The organism is Amycolatopsis dendrobii (assembly GCF_014145675.1).
Lineage (GTDB): Bacteria > Actinomycetota > Actinomycetes > Mycobacteriales > Pseudonocardiaceae > Amycolatopsis > Amycolatopsis dendrobii.
Window position 1 is genome coordinate 473726 of the sequence record NZ_JACGZW010000002.1, and the last position, 18697, is coordinate 492422.

General features: G+C 70.3%; 14 protein-coding genes and 1 pseudogene. 7 read left to right on the forward strand and 8 right to left on the reverse strand.

Annotated features, from left to right (window positions below; translation table 11 throughout):
• Positions 1–99 precede the first annotated feature (99 nt).
• The 6 genes from H4281_RS06335 to H4281_RS06360 all read left to right on the forward strand — a co-directional run bounded on the left by H4281_RS06335 (position 100) and on the right by H4281_RS06360 (position 7043).
• Positions 100–1014 carry a pentapeptide repeat-containing protein gene (locus H4281_RS06335; protein ID WP_182889918.1) on the forward strand — a complete coding sequence of 305 codons (915 nt, stop codon included), beginning with the start codon at positions 100–102 and terminating at the stop codon, positions 1012–1014.
• A 316-nt stretch (positions 1015–1330) separates the two neighbouring features.
• Complete coding sequence (locus tag H4281_RS06340) at positions 1331–2701, forward strand: cystathionine beta-synthase (protein ID WP_182889919.1); 1371 nt, start codon at positions 1331–1333, stop codon at positions 2699–2701.
• A gap of 115 nt (positions 2702–2816) precedes the next feature.
• Positions 2817–4268 (forward strand): hypothetical protein, encoded by a 1452-nt coding sequence (locus H4281_RS06345; RefSeq protein ID WP_182889920.1) that lies wholly within the window; start codon positions 2817–2819, stop codon positions 4266–4268.
• Positions 4269–4495: 227 nt separating this feature from the next.
• Positions 4496–5041: a hypothetical protein gene (locus H4281_RS06350; RefSeq protein ID WP_237597213.1), complete on the forward strand. Its 546-nt coding sequence runs from the start codon at positions 4496–4498 to the stop codon at positions 5039–5041.
• 85 nt (positions 5042–5126) lie between these two features.
• Positions 5127–5783: a hypothetical protein gene (locus H4281_RS06355; RefSeq protein ID WP_182889921.1), complete on the forward strand. Its 657-nt coding sequence runs from the start codon at positions 5127–5129 to the stop codon at positions 5781–5783.
• A 102-nt stretch (positions 5784–5885) separates the two neighbouring features.
• Positions 5886–7043 carry a cystathionine gamma-synthase gene (locus H4281_RS06360; protein WP_043828077.1) on the forward strand — a complete coding sequence of 386 codons (1158 nt, stop codon included), beginning with the start codon at positions 5886–5888 and terminating at the stop codon, positions 7041–7043.
• A 679-nt stretch (positions 7044–7722) separates the two neighbouring features.
• Here the strand turns inward: H4281_RS06360 and H4281_RS06365 are convergent.
• A complete protein-coding gene (locus H4281_RS06365) occupies positions 7723–7986 on the reverse strand; it encodes a hypothetical protein (protein WP_182889922.1) in 264 nt (87 codons plus the stop codon).
• A 95-nt stretch (positions 7987–8081) separates the two neighbouring features.
• Here H4281_RS06365 and ilvA point away from each other — a divergent pair, with 95 nt between their 5' ends.
• Positions 8082–9287, forward strand: coding sequence for a threonine ammonia-lyase (ilvA, locus tag H4281_RS06370; RefSeq protein ID WP_182889923.1), 1206 nt, complete (start codon positions 8082–8084; stop codon positions 9285–9287).
• Positions 9288–9766: 479 nt separating this feature from the next.
• Here ilvA and H4281_RS06375 read toward each other — a convergent pair.
• From H4281_RS06375 to hppD, 7 genes and pseudogenes are all read right to left on the reverse strand, one after another.
• A pseudogene (locus H4281_RS06375) lies at positions 9767–10120 on the reverse strand (ferredoxin); the annotation flags it as partial.
• Between the two features lie 856 nt (positions 10121–10976).
• A complete protein-coding gene (locus H4281_RS06380) occupies positions 10977–11885 on the reverse strand; it encodes an immunity 49 family protein (RefSeq protein ID WP_312872066.1) in 909 nt (302 codons plus the stop codon).
• A complete protein-coding gene (locus H4281_RS06385) occupies positions 11855–12412 on the reverse strand; it encodes a hypothetical protein (RefSeq protein WP_182889924.1) in 558 nt (185 codons plus the stop codon). Before H4281_RS06385 ends, H4281_RS06380 begins: the two co-directional genes overlap by 31 nt.
• On the reverse strand, positions 12412–16368 hold the full coding sequence (locus H4281_RS06390) for a DUF8616 domain-containing protein (protein ID WP_182889925.1): 3957 nt from the start codon (positions 16366–16368) through the stop codon (positions 12412–12414). Before H4281_RS06390 ends, H4281_RS06385 begins: the two co-directional genes overlap by 1 nt.
• On the reverse strand, positions 16368–16673 hold the full coding sequence (locus H4281_RS06395) for a type VII secretion target (RefSeq protein ID WP_116206174.1): 306 nt from the start codon (positions 16671–16673) through the stop codon (positions 16368–16370). Before H4281_RS06395 ends, H4281_RS06390 begins: the two co-directional genes overlap by 1 nt.
• A gap of 29 nt (positions 16674–16702) precedes the next feature.
• Complete coding sequence (locus H4281_RS06400; protein ID WP_182889926.1) at positions 16703–17266, reverse strand: YbaB/EbfC family nucleoid-associated protein; 564 nt, start codon at positions 17264–17266, stop codon at positions 16703–16705.
• 200 nt (positions 17267–17466) lie between these two features.
• Positions 17467–18666, reverse strand: coding sequence for a 4-hydroxyphenylpyruvate dioxygenase (gene hppD / locus H4281_RS06405; RefSeq protein ID WP_037816724.1), 1200 nt, complete (start codon positions 18664–18666; stop codon positions 17467–17469).
• Positions 18667–18697 lie beyond the last annotated feature (31 nt).

The following is an 18697-nucleotide window of genomic DNA, read 5'->3' on the forward strand; positions in this document are numbered from 1 at the left end:
GCGGCACTAAGCGGTTGCTCACCATCTTGCCGTCTCCGGCGTCCGTTCGAAAGCCGAAGGCGACATGGACCACCTTGCGCCCGTGGGAGGATTTCTGCCGTGACAGAGCGCAACCGGGTGTTGTCCACCCGCACGATCGCGTGGTGGGGGACCGGCATCGTGCTGCTCGCGGCCGTCGCGGCGGCGTTGCTGCTGTGGCTGCTCGGCGGCGGGACCCCGGCCGATTCGTCGCGGCTCGACGCGCTGCGCACAGCCTCCAGCATCGTCGTCGGGACCGGTGGCGCGGCCGCGCTCCTGCTCGCCGCGCGACGGCAGCGGTCCGCCGAACTGGATCTGGAACAGAAGGACCACGACGCGACCCAGCGCCGGATCACCGACATGTACGGCAAGGCCGCCGACCAGCTCGGCAGCGACAAGGCCCCGGTCCGGCTGGCCGGTCTGTACGCGCTCGAACGGCTCGCGCAGAGCCACGCGGACCAGCGGCAGACCATCGTCAACGTCCTCTGCGCGTACCTGCGGATGCCGCTGGACGGCACGGACGAAGAGGTGCAGGTCCGCAAGGCCGCGCAGCGGATCCTGATGTTGCACCTGCGTCCTGGCGGCGGCGAGGAGCCGAACGGGTCGTACTGGCCGGACATCGACCTCGACTTCTCCGGAGCCAGGCTCATCGCGCTGACCCTCACGCACTGCAAAATCCGTTCCATCGTGTGCTACCAGACGAAATTCGAGGAATTCGCGACCTTCCGCGGCACCGAATTCCGCACCAAAGCCGATTTCCACGAGGCGGTGTTCCGCGAACGCGCGGACTTCCGCGGCGCTGTCCTCGGCGGCGACCGCGACGTATTCCGCGGCGCGCAGTTCGAGAAGCACGCGGAATTCGGAGTGCACTCGGAGGCCGGGCTGGCCGGCGCGCTCGCGAAGCCCGGCTACAAACGCTCCTGGCCGCCCGGCTGGACCGAAGAACCCGGCGACGACGGCTGGCTCCGGCTGGTTCCTTCGGGTGTTCCGGAATAACCGCGGAACCACTAGGATTCGTGAAGAGTCAACAAGAAGAGGAATCCCAACCAGGAGGTGAACCGGACATGGTGGCCCTTAAGCGGTACTGCTTGGCACTGCGGGCCGGGACGGATCTCCGGGACGGGATCACGGATCGGCGTGCGGCGGCCCTCGGGCCCGCCCCGGTGTCGACGCGCGGCTTGGTGGCTGCCTGAGGTCCGCGCCGGGGAGGCCTGACCTCGCCTGGCGCCGCCCGTGGCCCCGACGCGCACCCGGAGACCGCCTGCCGGTCCCGCGCTGGCCGGTCATGGGTCCGGCTGTTTAGGCTGGTCGCGTGGAGTACGCAGAACACATCGTGGACCTCGTGGGCAACACCCCGCTGGTCAAGCTGAATTCGCTTACCCGGGGGCTCAAGCCGCTCGTGCTCGCCAAGGTCGAGTACGTCAACCCGGGCGGCAGCGTGAAGGACCGAATCGCGCTGCGGATGATCGAGGCCGCCGAGGCCTCCGGAGAGCTGCGCCCGGGCGGCACGATCGTGGAGCCCACCTCGGGCAACACCGGGGTCGGGCTCGCCATGGTCGCCCAGCGCAAGGGCTACCAGTGCGTGTTCGTCTGCCCGGACAAGGTGAGCGAAGACAAGCGCAACGTGCTGCGCGCGTACGGCGCCCGCGTCGTCGTGTGCCCCACCGCGGTCGCGCCCGAGCACCCCGACTCCTACTACAACGTGTCCGACCGGCTCGTGCGCGAGATCGAGGGAGCCTGGAAGCCCAACCAGTACGCCAACCCGGAGAACCCGGCCAGCCACTACCACTCCACCGGCCCGGAGCTCTGGCGGCAGACCGACGGCAAGATCACCCACTTCGTCGCGGGCGTCGGCACCGGCGGCACGATCTCCGGCACCGGCAAATACCTGAAGGAGGTCAGCGACGGCCGCGTCCAGGTCGTCGGCGCTGATCCCGAGGGCTCGGTGTATTCCGGCGGCACCGGCAGGCCGTACCTGGTCGAGGGCGTCGGCGAGGACTTCTGGCCGGAGACCTACGACCGGAACGTCGCGGACCAGATCATCCCGGTCAGCGACGCGCACTCGTTCGAGACCACGCGCCGGCTCGCGACCGAGGAGGGCCTGCTCGTCGGCGGTTCGTGCGGGATGGCCGTGGCCGCCGCGCTGAAGCTGGCCGAGGGGCTGACCGAGGACGACGTCGTGGTCGTGCTGCTGCCCGACGGCGGCCGCGGCTACCTCACCAAGGTGTTCAACGACGCCTGGATGTCGTCCTACGGCTTCCTCCCGCCGGATTCCTCCGGCGGGACGGTCGGCGACGTGCTCACCCGCAAGTCCGGCGCGCTGCCCAGCCTCGTGCACTCGCATCCGAACGAGACGGTCGCCGAGGCGGTGGCCATCCTGTCGGAATTCGGCGTGAGCCAGATGCCCGTGGTCAGCGCCGAACCGCCGGTGATGGCCGCCGAGGTGGTCGGTGCGGTGAACGAACGCGACCTGCTCGACGCGCTGTTCACCGGCAAGGCCCAGCTGGCCGACCGGCTGGAGACGCACATGTCGCCGCCGCTGCCCACGATCGGGGCGGGCGAGCAGGTGAGCGCCGCGATGAAGGCGCTCGAAGGGGCCGACGGCGCGCTGGTGCTGATGGACGGCAAGCCGGCGGGCGTCGTCACCAGGCACGATCTGCTCGCGTTCCTCGCGGGCCGATAGGCGCAAGCTCACGGAGGCCGGCCGGGGCGTCTGCGCGCGTCCCGGCCGGGCATCCGATAGCGTTACGGCCGAATAGAACTTTTTCGCGTCCTCGTCAAGGGGGTTCAAGACCCACATGAGTGCTCCGCAGCCACCGAACCAGCCCTGGGACGGCGGCCAGCAGCCGCCGCAGGGCCCGTCGAGTGGTCCTACACCGCAGCAGGACAGTCCCTTCGGCGCGTCGGAGCCGACCCAGGTGGTCCAGCCGGGCCAGCCGCAGCAGCCCGCTCAGGGCGGCGGCACCTTCGGCGACACCCCGGAACCGACGCAGGTCGTGCAGCCGGGACAGCCGGCTGACTCGAACGCCACCCAGGTGGTCAACCCCGTGAGCGCCGAGGGCAACGCCGAGTCGACGCAGCTGGTCCCGCCGAGCCAGCAGCCGCAGAACATCCCGTACGCCCCGCCGCCGAGCGCGGCGGACAACCCGGCCGCGGTCGCCGGGTTCGGCGCCCCGCAGGGCTTCGGACAGCCGGGTCAGCCCGGGCAGCCGGGCCAACCGGGTCAGCCTGGTCAGCCGCCGCAGGGCTTCGGCCAGCCGGGCGGGTTCGACCAGGGCGGCTTCGGCGCCCCGCCGCAGGGCGCGTTCGGCCAGCCCGGGCAGCCGGGTCAGCCGGGCTTCGGCCAGCCCGCCCCGTTCGGCGCGTCCGCCGCGCCGTCCGCGGGCGGCGGGAACGCGCTGTACGGCTACATCGCCGGCGGCGTCACCGCGGTGCTCGGCCTGATCGCGCTGATCGTTTCGTTCAGCTACATGAGCGACACCAGCGACTACTCGAAGCTGTACGAAAGCTCGAGCCGGTACCAGAAGCTGTTCGACGAGGCCGGCCTCGCCGCGCCGGGCACGCTGCTGTTCTACGTGATCATGATCCTGGTCGGCGCGGTGGTCGCGCTGGCGGGCGGCGTCGCGCTGGCTCTCGCCTCGCGCGCGGCCGTGATGCGCAAGCTCGCTCCGATCGGCGTGCTGGTCGGCGGCGTGCTGTTGCTGCTGTTCTCGATCCTGGCGAAGTCCGGGACCTCGGTCAGCAGCTCCTTCGCCAGCAAGTACGGCGGCGCCTCGTCCAGCGCGACGAGCGGCGGCGGCATGCTGACGCTGATCCTCGGCATCATCATCCTGATCATCGGCGTGGTCGCGATCATCCCGGCGACCTCGCAGTACGTCGGCCTCGGTTCGTCCTCGGGCGGCCCCGGCGGTCCTGGCGGCCCGCAGCAGCCGGGCGGTTTCGGCGGCGGACAGCCGGGCTTCGGCCAGCCGCAGGCAGGCGGTTTCCCGCCGCCCGGCGGACCGAACCCCAGCAGCGGGGGCTTCCCGCAGCCGGGCGGTCCGAACCCGGGCAGCGGTGCGAACCCGCAGCCGGGCTTCGGGCAGCAGCCGCCTCCCGGTTACGGCCAGCCGGGCCAGCAGCCGGGCTACGGCCAGCCGCCGCAGCAGCCGGGCGGTTTCGGCCAGCCGGGCCAGTACCCGCCGCCGGGCGGGCAGCAGCCCCCTCCGGGCTACGGCCAGCCGGGCCAGCAGCCGCCGCAGCAGTGGTGACTCGCTGAATCTCCGCGAAGGGCGCCTCCGTCTTCCGACGGCGGCGCCCTTCGTCGTTTCCAGTCCGTTTTTCGCGGGATTCGCGCGGAGCTGGTGGGCTTTTCCCGACGGTTCCGGCAGCCGGGGGAATTGCGGCGCACATGCGCTCGCGCCGGTCCCCAACGGTGCGTTTCCGGGCTAGGGTGAGCGCCGTCCGAATCGCTTTCCCAGCCCGAGGGGGACCTGCCGTGAGCGGCCTGCACGGACTTCCGGCACGGCAGCGGGAACGGGAATCCTCCTTGGCGGAACCGGCTCCGTACCGGCCGAACGGGAGCACCGCGATCGCGGCGGGACTGTTCGGACTCGTCGCCGCGGCGACGTCCGGCTACCTTCCGGCAAGGCTGTTCCTCGACATTCCTTCCGGATTCAGCCTCGGCGATCTCTCGCCGCTGACACTCGCCGATCTCGCCGCGTACCTGGCCGCTTCTCTGGTCTTGCTGATCGGCGCGATCGCGACCTTTTTCCGCGCGACAGCCGGTGCGGTATTGCTGATCGCGGGCGCGTTGCTCGCCCTCGGTGCGCTGCTGCTGGAACCCGCGCTGAGCGGTTCCCCGGCGTACGTCCAGTACTTCCGGACGCTGCTGCGGTTCGAGAATTTCGCCGCGCTCGATCGCGTCGCGCTCGCGGCCGCGGTGCTGCTGGTGCTCGTGCTGGCCGGGCTGCCGCGGACGTTCGGCTACCTGCGGTACCGCGTACCCGCGGTGCCTGCTTCGTCACCCTCGCGACAGTGGTAAATCCGCCCCGAAAAGGGGACGGACCTGGCACGATACAGGCACTCCGCCCGCCGCCCGGCGGGACCAGATGCACCGAGGACTCCCCGTGACCTACCCCCAGAACCCGCAGGGTCAGCCCCAGCAGCCGCAGAGCGGCCCGTTCCCCGGGCAGCCGTATCCGGCGAGCCAGCCGACGCCGGCCCAGCCGTACCCAGGCGCCCCGCAGCAGCCGTTCGCTCCTCCCGCCGCGGGTCAGCCGTACCCGGCCTACCCGGGCGGACCTGGCGTTTACCAGCAGAAGCCGAACGGCGCGACCGCGATCATCGCGGGGATCCTCGCGATCATCGGCGGCATTTTCGCGATCATCTCGGTCATCGTCTCGGTCGTCGCGATCTCGTCTGTCCACGTCACGGTCTGGCAGCTCTACCTGTCGGCCGTCGTATACGCGGTGATCGTCGGCCTGCTGCTCTTCGGCGGCATCGGCCTGTTCCTGCACAAGCCCGCCGCCCGCCTGTGCACGATCATCGGCTGCGGGCTGGTGATCGCGTTCACCGCCTTCGGCCTCATCATGGCCGGGGTCCTGACCGCGGGGTACTCCGGCAGCGCGCGGCTGATGGGCGCGGGCATCGGCAGTTCGCTGATCGCGCTGATCCCGCCGGTCGCGACCCTGGTGCTGGCGATCGTGAAGCCGACCGCCGACTGGGTCAACTACCGCCCGGGCGCCCCGGCACAGGGCGGCTACCCGGCTCCGCAGGGCTGGTGACCGCGGGGCTGCCGGTGCGGGTTTGTACCGGCAGCCTCTCCCGCATGGTGAGTTGCCTCCCAGCTGATGGGATTGTCGGGGGTGCCCCGTACCCTGGGAACCATGGCCGACGACTACTCCGTCCTGGGTTTTGAAACACGCGCGATCCACGCCGGGCAGCAGCCCGATCCCCGCACGGGTGCCGTCATCGTGCCGATTTACCAAACGTCCACGTACGCCCAGGACGGCGTGGGCGGCACCCGCGAGGGCGGCTACGAGTACTCGCGCACCGCGAACCCCACGCGGACCGCGCTGGAGGAAGCCCTCGCCTCGCTCGAGGGAGCCCGGCACACGCTGGCGTTCGCGTCCGGCATGGCCGCGTCCGACGCGGTGCTGCGCACGGTCCTGCGCCCCGGCGACCACCTGGTTCTGGGCAACGACGCGTACGGCGGCACGTTCCGGCTGATCGACAAGGTGCTCAGCCTGTGGGGCGTCGAGCACACGGTCGCCGACCTGAGCCGCATCGACGACGTCCGGGCCGCGATGCGCCCGGAGACCAAGCTGATCTGGTGCGAGTCGCCGACCAACCCGCTGCTGGGCGTCGCCGACATCGCCGCACTGGCCGGTGCCGCCCACGACGCGGGCGCGCGGCTGGTCGTGGACAACACCTTCGCCACGCCGTACCTGCAAACCCCGCTGGCCCTGGGCGCGGACATCGTGGTGCACTCGACCACCAAGTACCTGGGCGGCCACTCCGACGTCGTCGGCGGCGCGGTCGTCACCAACGAGGACGAACTGCGCGAGCAGCTCTTCTACCTGCGCAACGCCGCGGGTGCCGTCCCCGGCCCGTTCGACGCGTGGCTGACCCTGCGCGGTCTCAAGACGCTGGCCCTGCGGATGGAACGGCACAGCGACAACGCCGACCTGGTCGCCCGCACCCTGGCGAAGCACCCGAAGGTCACCAAGGTCTACTACCCGGGCCTCCCGGAACACCCCGGCCACGAGGTAGCGGCGAAGCAGATGCGCCGCTTCGGCGGAATGGTGTCCTTCCGCGTCGCGGGCGGCGAGGCTGCGGCGCTGGAAGTCGCGTCCCGCACGAAACTGTTCGTACTGGCGGAGTCGCTCGGCGGGATCGAGAGCCTGATCGAGCACCCAGGCAAGATGACGCACGCCTCGACGGCAGGCTCGACCCTGGAGGTTCCGGAAGACCTGATCCGGCTTTCGGTGGGCATCGAGGACGGGCGCGATTTGGTGGCGGACCTGACGCAGGCGCTGGGCTGATTTCGGGCGGGGCACTGGTTTCCGGTGCCCCGTTCACGGCCGGGGAGCTTGGTTTTGCCGGGCTTGTGCCTCGGCCGGTCGCCGCGTGGCCGCTGGCTGAACAGTGGGCTGCGGCGAAACCCTTGCCCGCCTCCAGCCCCAGCTGCTCAACTCAGCCGAAGCTTGGCCGAGCCAGGTGCCCAGGGCTCGCGCGGCAGCGCATATCTGCCCTCTGCCATCGCGGGAACTGGCGGGGCGGGGGCCAGTTCCAGAGCGAGGCGCGGCCGTCTTCGCCGAAGTCGTCCGCTGCGTGGACTCCGGCTGCCTCGCTTGACGTGGTCAAGCTGCTCCAGCGGCCGAATCACGCCGCCCCGGCTTCCCGTCTCGCCCGACGAACTCGGCGAAACCGTTGCCGCCGGGCGAAGCGCTTCCCGGCCATGGCTGACAAATCCGGGGAAGCGGTAGTCTCCTGGCGAACCGTTTCCCGCCTCACTCGGCGAAACCGTCGCCGCCGGGCGAAGCGCTTCCCGGCCATGGCTGACAAATCCGGGGAAGCGGTAGTCTCCTGGCGAACCGTTTCCCGCCTCACCCGGCGAAACCGTTGCCGCCTGGCGAACCGCTTCCCCACCTCGCCTGCCGAACCCCGCGGAACCACCGCGGCCCAAGCTCAGCCCAACCGAAGCCCGGCCCAGCCAGCCGGTCAGGGCTTGCTGTTCTCCGGTATCGCATTGGCCTGCCGGGTCCCGGTCGTCGCCGGGAGTTCGCTGCCGTTCACGCAGCCGCCGACCAGTTCGATGTGGTTGTCGTGCCGGATGTACTGGGCGGGGCCGGTGCAGGCGGCCGCTTCGACGGTCGCGAAGGCGGCTCCGGTGAGGGCCACTGCGGAGAGGATGCCCGCGGCGAGCGGCAGCAGACCGGTGCGGGACTTGGCCCCGGAGGTGGTCCCGTGCTGCGCGCGTGCCATGGTCGCACTCCCTGATCATGTGTGGCTGCCGTAATCAGGGTACCGGTCCGGCGGGCGGCGCACCCCGGCCGTCCGTCGGTGGCATCATCGGCGCCATGGAACTGGTCAGCGTCGAGCGCATCCAGGAAGCTCGCAAGCTTCTCGAGGGCATCACCCGCGTCACGCCGATGGAGCACGCCCGTGACCTGCGCCGGCTGCACGGCGGCCCGGTGTATCTCAAGTGCGAGAACCTGCAGCGCACCGGTTCCTTCAAGATCCGCGGCGCCTACACCCGCATCCACGGCCTGAGCGCCGAGGAACGTGCGCGCGGCGTCGTCGCGGCCAGTGCGGGCAACCACGCGCAGGGGGTCGCGCTGGCCTCGTCGCTGCTCGGGATTTCCTCGACCGTCTTCATGCCGCTGCGCGCTCCGCTGCCGAAACTCGCCGCGACTCGCGGTTACGGTGCGGAGGTCCACCTTCACGGCGCGGTCGTCGACGAAACCCTTGCCGAGGCCGTCGCGTTCTCGGAACGCACCGGTGCGGTCTTCATCCATCCGTTCGACCATGCCGACGTCATCGCCGGCCAGGGCACCGTCGGGCTGGAGATTCTCGAGCAGGTGCCGGGCGCGAAGACGATCCTCGTGCCGACCGGCGGCGGCGGGCTGGTCGGCGGGGTCGCGGCGGCGGTGAAGGCGTTGCACCCGGAGATCCGGGTGATCGGCGTGCAGGCCGAAGACGCCGCCGCGTATCCGTCCTCGCTGACGGCGGGCGCGCCGGTCCGGTTGCGCGAGGTGCACACGATGGCGGACGGGATCGCGGTCGGCGAGCCGGGCAAGGTCAGCTACGCGCACGTCGAGTCTTTGGTCGACGACGTCGTGACGGTCACCGAGGAATCCCTGTCCCGCGCGGTGCTGCTGTGCCTGGAGCGCCGGAAACTGGTCGTCGAACCGGCCGGGGCCGCTTCAGTGGCCGCGCTTTTGCAGCATCCCGGCGCTTTCGAGCCGCCGGTGGTGGCGATCCTCTCCGGCGGCAACGTGGATCCCGTGCTGTTGCAGCAGATCATTCAGCACGGCATGACCGCGGGCGGGCGCTACCTGAAGCTGCACCTGCGCGTGCCGGACCGGCCGGGCTCGCTGGTTTCGGTGCTGTCGTGCGTGAAGGACCTGGGCGCGAACGTCCTCGACGTCGAGCACTCCCGCATCTCCGGCAGCCTCGCCCTCGGCGAGGTCGACGTCGCCCTCGCCCTGGAAACCCGCGGCCCGGAACACTGCAAGGACGTCGAGGCCGCGCTCGCCGACGCGGGGTTCACGATCGTCAGCTGAAGAGTCTACTGTGGACTTTCCGGCAGCCGGGCACTGAACCACAGCGGGAGATAATCCTCTTCGCGTGGGTAAAGTTCCTGGTCCAGCACGTAATCCTCGGGCCGGGGCGGTGTGTGGAAGGCCGGTTCGTCGTCCTCGTTGAAGCTGGCCTGGTAGTTCGACGGCAGGTCGATGACCAGCGAGAGCGTGTACCAGGTGCCGCGTCCTTGGACGTACTTGGCGCGCCGCAGTTCAGCCAACGGCTTCGACAGCTCTCGCGCGACGGGAATCTGTTGCGTGCTCCCGTCGGCCATCCGCGCGCCGCAGGCGAGGTTCGCGTGCCTGCCCAGCGTCATGAAGTCGAAGACGATCTGCTGCCATCCTTGCGGAGCCGCGGCGACGAGGGCCGTTGAGATCTCGCTTAACAGCTGCTCTGGGTCCTTCGGAGCCGCAGGCGGTTCCGCTTCGCTGGGACGGCTTTCCTCGGCAGGCATGCTGACCATCGCATCGAGCATTCGTTCCTGCGTCGCTTCGTCCACCTCCGGCACGGCGTATCCGGCCGCCCGGATGTGCCCGAGCAGCTCCGGATCCGGCGAAATCCCGTGCTCACGCAGGTAATAGGCGACCGCGCCGGGCCACACCCAGCTGCCGTCGGTCCGGAAGTTCAGCGGAACAGCGTCCGTGCGCGACGGATCGAAGGCGTCGGTGTCCTTGCTGCGGGACGCCAGGATGACCGGCGCGCCGTCGAGATAGGCGAGAACTCGCTCGCGCTCCTCCGCCGGCAACGCTTCTCGCTCGACGACCGGATTTCCCGCCTCGTCGAACCCGTCGTAGACCCGCGGAGTACGCAGCTCGACCGCCGGACTCGCTGAATCCTCTTCGGACGCAACGGTTTCCGGTGCTTCCGCAGCAGCCTTTTCTGGCTCGGCCGGTGCTCCGTCTTCCGGTTCGGAAGCATCGGGGGCGGTCGCCGCGGCCTCGCTGGGCCCGGCCTGCGCCTCGTCGCCAGCCGACGCCGACGCGGCCTGCCCCTCGTCGGGCAGCGGCGGCGGAGTCGCGGGCAGCGGCGGGGGCGAGCTGGGCTCGTCCACCGGGAGCGCGGGAACCGAGGGCTCGACGGCCTGCGCTGGAGGAGCGGCCGGTGGATTTTCGTTGCCTGGCAACGGCGGAGGCGCCGCCGGGCTGGGGACGGACGGCGAAACCGGCTGTCCGGGAGCAGCACCCGGAGGCGGCATCGCACCGGCCCGCTGCCGCAGCCACGGCGGTACGAACTGGTCCTCGCGCGGGAAGAACCGCAGCTCGTCCTGGAAACCGATCGGCGGAGGCGCCTGCCGCCACCGCGGTTCGACGTCCGGCTGATAGTCCGTGAACGGCGGCCGCTGCGGCGAAAACACCAGGGTCGCGGTCAGCCACGTGCCGCGGCCCGGCTGGTACATCCCGGTGCGCAGCACGCCGAACAGCCGCAGCAGGTCTGGATGCGGCTGGACCGGATAAGTCCGGTTGTCCGGGGCGAGCACGGAGACGTCGACTTCGACGTGCCTTCCCGCGGCGCGGCAGACTGCCTGGAGCTGCTGCCAGCCCGCGGGCAGCGCGGCCGCGGCCGCCTGGCCGATTTGCTGGACGAGCTCCTGCTGCTGGGCTGCGGTGAGCGGCACCGGTGGCCGGGTCATGAGTTCAGCGGCTCCTCACCGGGCGAACGCTTCATTTCGATCAACCGTTCCGCGGCGGGAGAATGCCCGCGAGCAGGTTGGCCGGCGTGTAACCGGACTGCACGTCGAACGTCATCCCGACCGAACGGGCGAGCACCGCGACCGCCAGCGCGGCCAGCGCGAGGAACCCGTCCGGATCGGTGGCGCGGTCCTCGGCGGTCCAGTACTCGCGGTGCCGCTCCAGCGCGGAGACGAACGCCTCGGCGAACTTCTCCGAGTCCCGGCGCAGCACGTAATAGAACATCCGGATCGGCGGGTACACGAGCTGCAGCATCGCCGCCGGAGGAGTGAACCGCGCGGTGTCGGGGTCGGTGCCGTCCATCGCGGGCAGGAACATCTCCGGGGTGACCTCGCGGTGCGCGAGGAACGCCTGCAGCGTTTCGACCCACGGGTACATATAGGCGTCGTACTCGATACCGGACGCGCGCAGCACGTCCAGCGGTACCGACGCCAGCTGCTGGATCAGCACGTCATCCCGCTGGATCACGGCGAGCCAGGCCGCGGTGAGCCAGGCAGCCGGGCCGGTGCGCGACGTGGGGCCGGTGGCCGCGAAGCGCCGAGGGCGGCCGACCACCGCCTCGACCTCTTGGCCCTCCGGCGCGCACGCCGCGGTGAAAGCGGCGGCCGCGGCCTGTGCGGCGAGACCGAGGTCGCCCCAGGTGTCCGGGTCCTCGGCGTCCGGGTCGACGACGGTGCGGTACTGCGCGAGCATCAGTTCCCGGCGCACGACGTTCGCCAGTGCGCTGGTGTCCTGCGCGAGGTAGTCGAAGTAGAAGGCCACCTGCGGCGACAACTTCTCGATCTGCTTCCACGCGACGTCGATGCCGACCGAACGCCGGGCAACAGCGGTCCCGCTTCGCTGGTCTGCGGGCGGCACGGTCATCCGCCGACGACGATGTCCTGCGCCCACGGCGGCAGGAAATCGGACCCGGTCTCGCGCATGACCTCCAGCCGCTCGCGGTAACGCTCGACGTCCGGCGTGATGGCCTTGAACCACGCGCTGACCGAAGGCCAGGCGACGCGCGCGGGCTCGTCTTCGGTCAGCAGCCACACCTGCGGGTCGTCCTGATCGGCGTCGGCCCCGTCGACCACGTGGTAGGTGTACCCGCCGTGCGCGGCCAGCACCAGCGCGCCGTCCACATCGGACAGTTCGGCGTTCTGCGCGTTCGCGGTGGCGGCAGCGTGGTTCTTGGCCTCCCCGCGCACCGCGTCCACGCCCAGCGAACTGCCCGGCAGCCACAGTCCGTGCGTCGTGCCGATGAGGCGCAGCACTTCCCTCGCCGCGGCGGGCACGGCCCGGGCGCGCTGGTCTGCCGCCATCGCGTCGATCTCGGCATCGGATGCTCCGCGCACCGATTCCGCGCGCAAACCGGCTTCGACCGCACCGGCGAAGATCGCGCGAACCAGTTCCGCGCCGTCGCCCGGAGACGCCGTCATCACATCAACCTTTCACCGGCGAGGTTGACGACCTCGACCCGGACATTCGGGAAAAGCTGCTTGTACTGAAGGATAACATCGGTACAGGAGTCGCAGATCTGGTACTCGTTCGGAATCATGTCCCGCTTGGTCGAGGGCAGGTCCACCACCATCCGCAGGTCGCCGCTCATGTCTTCGCGCGTGACCGGCGTGTAGCTCTGCCCGTTCTGGTGCGCGCGTTCCGCACCGCGCCGGTTGATTTCCTCGAGTGCGCCGTCCATTCGGTCCCGGGCGCGCGCCGTGTCGCCGCGAAGTCCTTCGCGGTACATGTTTTCGTGGTTGTTCTTGAGGTACGCCGCTTCCTCGCGCCGGGACTTCTCGATTTGCTTCTTGACGATGTCGTCGATTTCGTCGCGGTCGAGTCCGGAACGGGCCGCGAAATTGTGCCGCACCATTTCTTCGAGCAGCTTCGGCTCCGAGTCGTGGGTGCGGCCGAACTTGCCGTCGGGATCCGGCATGCCGAGTTCGGGCCGGTACGGACCGGCGTCCTTGGTGCCGAACAGCCGCTCGGACTTCGGCCACTCGGGACCGTCCTTCGCCGGAGCCCAGTCGTGGGACTTGCCGCTGAAGCTGTAGAGATCGACGGTGTCGCCGTTCGCGTCGCGGTACCTCGCCGTGGTGAGGGCTCGTTCGTGCGGGCGGCGCACGTCGTCAGTCAGCGGGTTGCGGTTGCCGTTCAGCTCGCGCACGTCGTCGAGACCCTCGGCGCGGCGGTCGCGGTTCTCCTGCCGGAGATCGCGCACGTCCTGGTCCCGCTGTTCCTGGTTGAACGGCGGCTGTCCGCGGTCGACGGCGCTGTCGGCGTCGATGTCGTCCGGGTTGTGGTGCTTGCCGTCCGGGGCGAAACCGTCGTCGCCGACGTGGTGCGACGTGCCGTCCGGGCGGTGCACCGACCATTCGCCGTCCGGCGGAATCCGCGGCCGCATCCGTCCGTCCGGGCCGATTTCGTAGGCGGAGGAGAAGACCCGGCCGTTCGAATCGGTCCACGCCGGCTTGCTCGGGGCCAGCACCTCGGTGTCGAGGTCGCGCGACAGCCGGTGCGCGAAATCGTTCGACCCCGCGTCGCAGCCGATCAGCCGGATCGGCCTGCCGTCGTAGTTTCCGTTGCGCCGCAGGACGTCCGCGAACTCTTCCGGCGTGTACAGCCGGTCGCCGATGCGGGCGTGGCCGTCCGCCGTGACGTGCACGTCCACCGTGTAGCGCCCGTCCGGGTCCGGCTGGACGCGGTGCGGCAGATCGCCGAGTTCCGGGTCGCCGCGGTGGTACGAACTGCCCGCCGGAGTGTCCTCGGCGTGCCGGTGGTTGACCTCGTCCGGCGACAGCGGCTCGTCGTGGTGCGGCGAGGTGCCGTCGGTGTCGTCGTGGTGGTTCGACCCGTCCGAATCGTGGTGCTTCGGGTCCTGGTGCTCAGGTTTGGGCTCCGGGTCGGCGTGCTCCGGCTTGCGTTCGGGCGCGTCGCGATCCGGTTTGTGGTCGGACTTGTCGTTGCCCGGCTTGTCTTTCGCGTCTTCGTGCTGCCCGGGCTTCTTGTCCGGGGCAGTCTTCTCGGGCTTGCCGCCGTCCTTCGGCTTCCCCGGCTCCTCGGCGTTCGGTTTGCCGTTCTGGGCCGGGGATTCCTTCCCCGTCCGTTGTGGACTGTTGGCTTCGCCAGGCTTGGCGGGCGGCGCGTCAGTACGGGCACCGCCGCGTGCGACGGGCTCGGGGGAGCCGTCGGGACGCCGTGCGCCGCCTGCCTCCGGTCCGCGCTGGGCGCCACCGGGACCGGTCGCGACAGCCGCCGCGGCCGGAGGTGCGGAACCGTCGCCGGACCCGCGGCTCGTCGACGAGGGCGATCCGCCGCCGGACGCCGGTGCTGGTTCCGAACGACCGAGACCCGGTTCCGTACCGGGCCGTTTGGGCTGTCCGACATCGCCGCCGTCGCCGGGACGCTGCGGACCGCTGCTCGACGAATCCGCCGGACGCTGCGGCGAAGAACCGCCGCCACCAGTGGAATCGCCAGTGCGCGGCGTCGACCCACCGTCGCCGGTACGCGGTGCAGAACCACCGTCCGCAGGCCGACTGGACCCGCCGTCGCCAGTGCGCTGCGGCGGCGTCGAGCCGCCATCCGAAGGCCGCTGCGGCCCAGGACCGGAGCGGTCCGGAGTACGGCTCGGCCCGCCACCGTCCGCCGGGCTCGGGCCACCGCTCGGCCGCCGACCGGAAGGGCCGCTGTCCGGAACCCGGTTCGGCACCTCAGGAGCCCGCGACCCGGGCGTCCCGGTCCAGCCGCTGCCGCTGGGCCGAGGCGACGGGCTGCCGCCGCTGGCCGGAGCGCTGGTCGGGCTGCCGCCGCCACCCTGCTGCGGAATTCCGCCGCCCGCCGGACTCTGGTTCGGTGTCGAACCGCCGCCGTCGTTCGAGCGGATGTGCTGCGGGGGAGCGGATTGCGGCGAGGGAGCGTCCGCGCGAGGTGGCGCGTACCCGCTCGCCGACGTCGAATCGTTGCTGCTCGAGTGATGCGGGCTCGGCTCGGTGCCACCGGAATGCGTGCCGCCGCCCGATGACGAGTGCGGTGCCCCGCCGGAGTGCGGAGAGCTGGGCGGCGCGCTGACCGAGGACGGGCCATCGCTGTGCGAAGAGCTTTGCGGCGAGTAAGAACTGTCCGAGGGACTGCTTCCGCCGCGCGACGTCGGGCTCGCATCGCCGGCGAACGTCGACGGGCTGGAGTCGGTGTGGCTCCCGCCAGTACTGTCGGAACCGCGCCGGGAAGACGATGTCGCAGTGTCTATTGCGGACGGTCCGGTGCCGTCCGGCGACGACGAATGCGAGTCGCCCGACGACGGGCTGTCGCTGCTCGGACTGTCGGATCCGTTGGGGCTGCCCGAATCGCCCGCGTGGTCGCCGGGTGCGTCGGAACCGTCCGAACCGTTGTGGCTGCCGTTCGGACCGTCGCCGTCGGCGCTGTCCGACCCGTTGGAGCGACGCGAACCGGACGGCGAACCGGGATCCACGTCCCCGTCGCCGGATCCGGTGTGGTGCCCGCCGCCGGAACCGCCCGCACCGCCGCCGGAACCGCCGCGGTGGAAGAAGCCGCCCGCCTTGATGTTCTTCGTGCTGATGACGTCGAGGCCGGTGACCTTGCCCGCCAGCTTGCCCAGCACCTTGATGATCTTCGTGAACACCTCGGCGAGCTTGCCGAGCAGCGGCGAGACGCGGCGCATCGTCTCGCACAGCTTCGTCAGCAGCTCGCTGATCTTCTCGCCCCACTTGGAGATCGCCGTGACGGCCTGCGCGACCACCAGCGGCGTCCCGAACCCGAGCGAGAACACCTCCTCCATGACCCAGGAGATCAGCTTGCCCACCAGGTCCGCGATGAGCTGGCGCACCAGGCCGCGCACGAACGCGACGACCTGGCCCATGATCATGGTGACGGTGCCGATCGCGCTCGCGACCGTCGCCGCGCCGCCGATCGCCTCGGCCGCCTCCGCCGCGGACTTCCGATAGGCGTCCGCGCCGTCGCCCTTCCACTCCGCGGTGCCGGTCTTGACCGCGTTCTCGAGGTCTTTCTGCCGTTCCTGCAACGCCTTCGCGACGTTGCCCCAGGTGTCGGCATAGGACTGGATCACCGGCGGGTTGCCCGCGACCGAATCCAGCATGTCCTTCAGCGGCTGCACGTGCTCCATCAGGAACGACGCCACCGACGACATCAGGTAGCCGAACGGGTCGATCGCCGCGCCCGCGATCTCGCCGGCGAGGCTCGCGACGCCGAGGCCGCCGGAAACCCAGTCGCCGTCCGCGATGCCCTTGAACGCGTCGGTCGCCGATTCGGCGATGTTGATGCCGGTGGCGTAGCCGTAATCGCCGTTGCCCTCGGTGAAGGGCCCGGGGCCGTCGCCGTCCTTTTTGGACTCTGCGACCAGCGGATTTCCTTCGGGCATCAGTCGCTCGCCTTCATCGAACCGGCGGCTTCGCCTTCGTAGCTGTCGTACGCCTTCGCCGCGTCGCGCACCTTCTGCGCCTGCGCGTCCATCGCCGTGACGGTGTTCTCCAGCGCGTTGATCCCGTAGTTCTCGACCGGGTCGAGCATCATCCGGAACGGCTGGCAGAGGATGCCGTACGCGTCGGTCGGCATGCTGACCTGGTTCGCCGCGTCGACAGCCTGCTTCAGCCCGTCGGCGATCCCGTCGAGCTGACGGGCGTGCGCCTCGAGATCGCCGCCGATCTCATAACCCCTGGGTGCCATGGTTTTTCTTCCCCCTGGAACGGTTTGAGTCAGTGCAGGATCGATCCGCCGAAGTCGTCGTCATCGTCCGACGAGCTCCTGCGGCGGCGTTGCTGCTGCGGTGGCGGCGGCGAGGCAGGCGGGCTTGCCGGACGCGCTGGCGGGGGCGCGGGGGCACCGGTTTCCTCAGCGTCCTCGGGCAGGAACCGGCGCACCCGGTCGGACGCGGACTCGGCCGGTTCCTCGGCGGGCGGCGCGGGGAAGGTCCGCTGCGCGTCGGCCACCAGCGTTTCCGTGGTCTCGTCTCCGCCGACGGTCTCGGCCGCGGCCTGCTGCAACAGCTCGGGAATCCGGGCCTGCGCGCGCTGCACGAGCCGCATCACCTCGGCGGAGACGTCGGCCATCTTCTTGCCAGCCGCGGAGTCCGCGAGCACCAGGTTCTTCAGCAGTCCCTTGGCGTCCACGGTGACCTCGACCGATCCGTCCTTGGACCGCTCGGTGACGGTTTGGCCCTGCATGCGCTCGGCCATCGCCTGGTAGCGGGCAGCAGTCTGCTGGAGCTGCTTGGTCCAGCCCTCGATCATCTGCTCGCTGGCGTCGACGCTGTCCGGCATCGGGCCCCTTCCTCCACGGTGACTTCTCCAGAATGACGGACGCGCTGCCCCGTCGGTTCCACGCGGTTCCGAATTGTCCGCGCGGCGCGGTTTCCTACCTGATGTCGACTACTGTACGCGAACTTGAGGTTGCGCGCCGTAACGTAAAACGGCCCGCCCGCGAGGTTCGCGGACGGGCCGGGGAAAGCGGAGGGAGCGGGTCAGAGGTTGCCGCGGCGCTCCTGCTCCCGTTCGATCGCCTCGAACAGGGCCTTGAAGTTGCCCTTGCCGAAGCCGAGCGAACCGTGCCGCTCGATGAGCTCGTAGAACACGGTGGGCCGGTCGCCGATCGGCTTGGTGAAGACCTGCAGCAGGTAGCCGTCCTCGTCGCGGTCGACCAGGATCCGGTGCTCCTTCAGTGTTTCGATCGGCACGCGCACCTTGCCGATCCGGGCGCGCAGCTCGGGGTCGTCGTAGTACGAGTCCGGGGTGTCGAGGAATTCGACGCCCGCCTCCCGCATCGCGGTGATGGTGGCGATGATGTCGTTGGTGGCCAACGCGATGTGCTGGCAGCCCGCGCCCTCGTAGAACTCGAGGTACTCGTCGATCTGCGACTTCTTCTTCGCGATCGCGGGCTCGTTGAGCGGGAACTTGACCCGGTGGTTGCCGTTCGACACCACCTTGCTCATCAGCGCCGAGTAGTCGGTGGCGATGTCGTCGCCGACGAACTCCGCCATGTTCACGAAGCCCATGACGCGGTGGTACCAGTCGACCCAGTAGTCCATCTTGCCGAGTTCGACGTTGCCGACGCAGTGGTCGACCGCCTGGAACAGCCGCTTCGGCGCGCCCTCGGGCCGCTTGACGGTGCCCTCGCGCGGCTCGTAGCCGGGCAGGTAGACGCCGTTGTAGCGGGACCGGTCGATGAGCGTGTGCCGGGTCTCGCCGTAGGTCGCGATGGCCGCGCGGCGGATCGTGCCGTGCTCGTCGGAGACGTCGTGCGGCTCCTCGAGGATCGTCGCGCCCTCCTTGCGGGCGTGCTCGATGCACTTGTCGACGTCGGTGGTCTCCAGCGCGAGGTCGATCACGCCGTCGCCGTGGCGGCGGTGGTGGTCGAGCAGCGGAGAGTCCGGCTTCACGCCGCCGGTGATCACGAAGCGCCCGGAACCGGACTTGAGCACGAAGGCCTTGTGGTCGAGCTGTCCCGTTTCGGGACCGGAGTACGCGACCAGCTGCATGCCGAACGCGACCTGGTAGAACCACGCGGTCTGGGTCGCGTTGCCCGCGATGAACACCACCGCGTCGAGTGCCTTGACCGGGAACGGGTCGGTCGAGGCGTCGTGGTCCACCAGTCCGACGAGCTGGCGGAGCTGGTCATAGCTGACGTCGTCGAGTGCGCCGTGCGGATCCATCGTGGAGGTCATGCACTGAGCATGAGTCGCGCCTGGCAAGCTG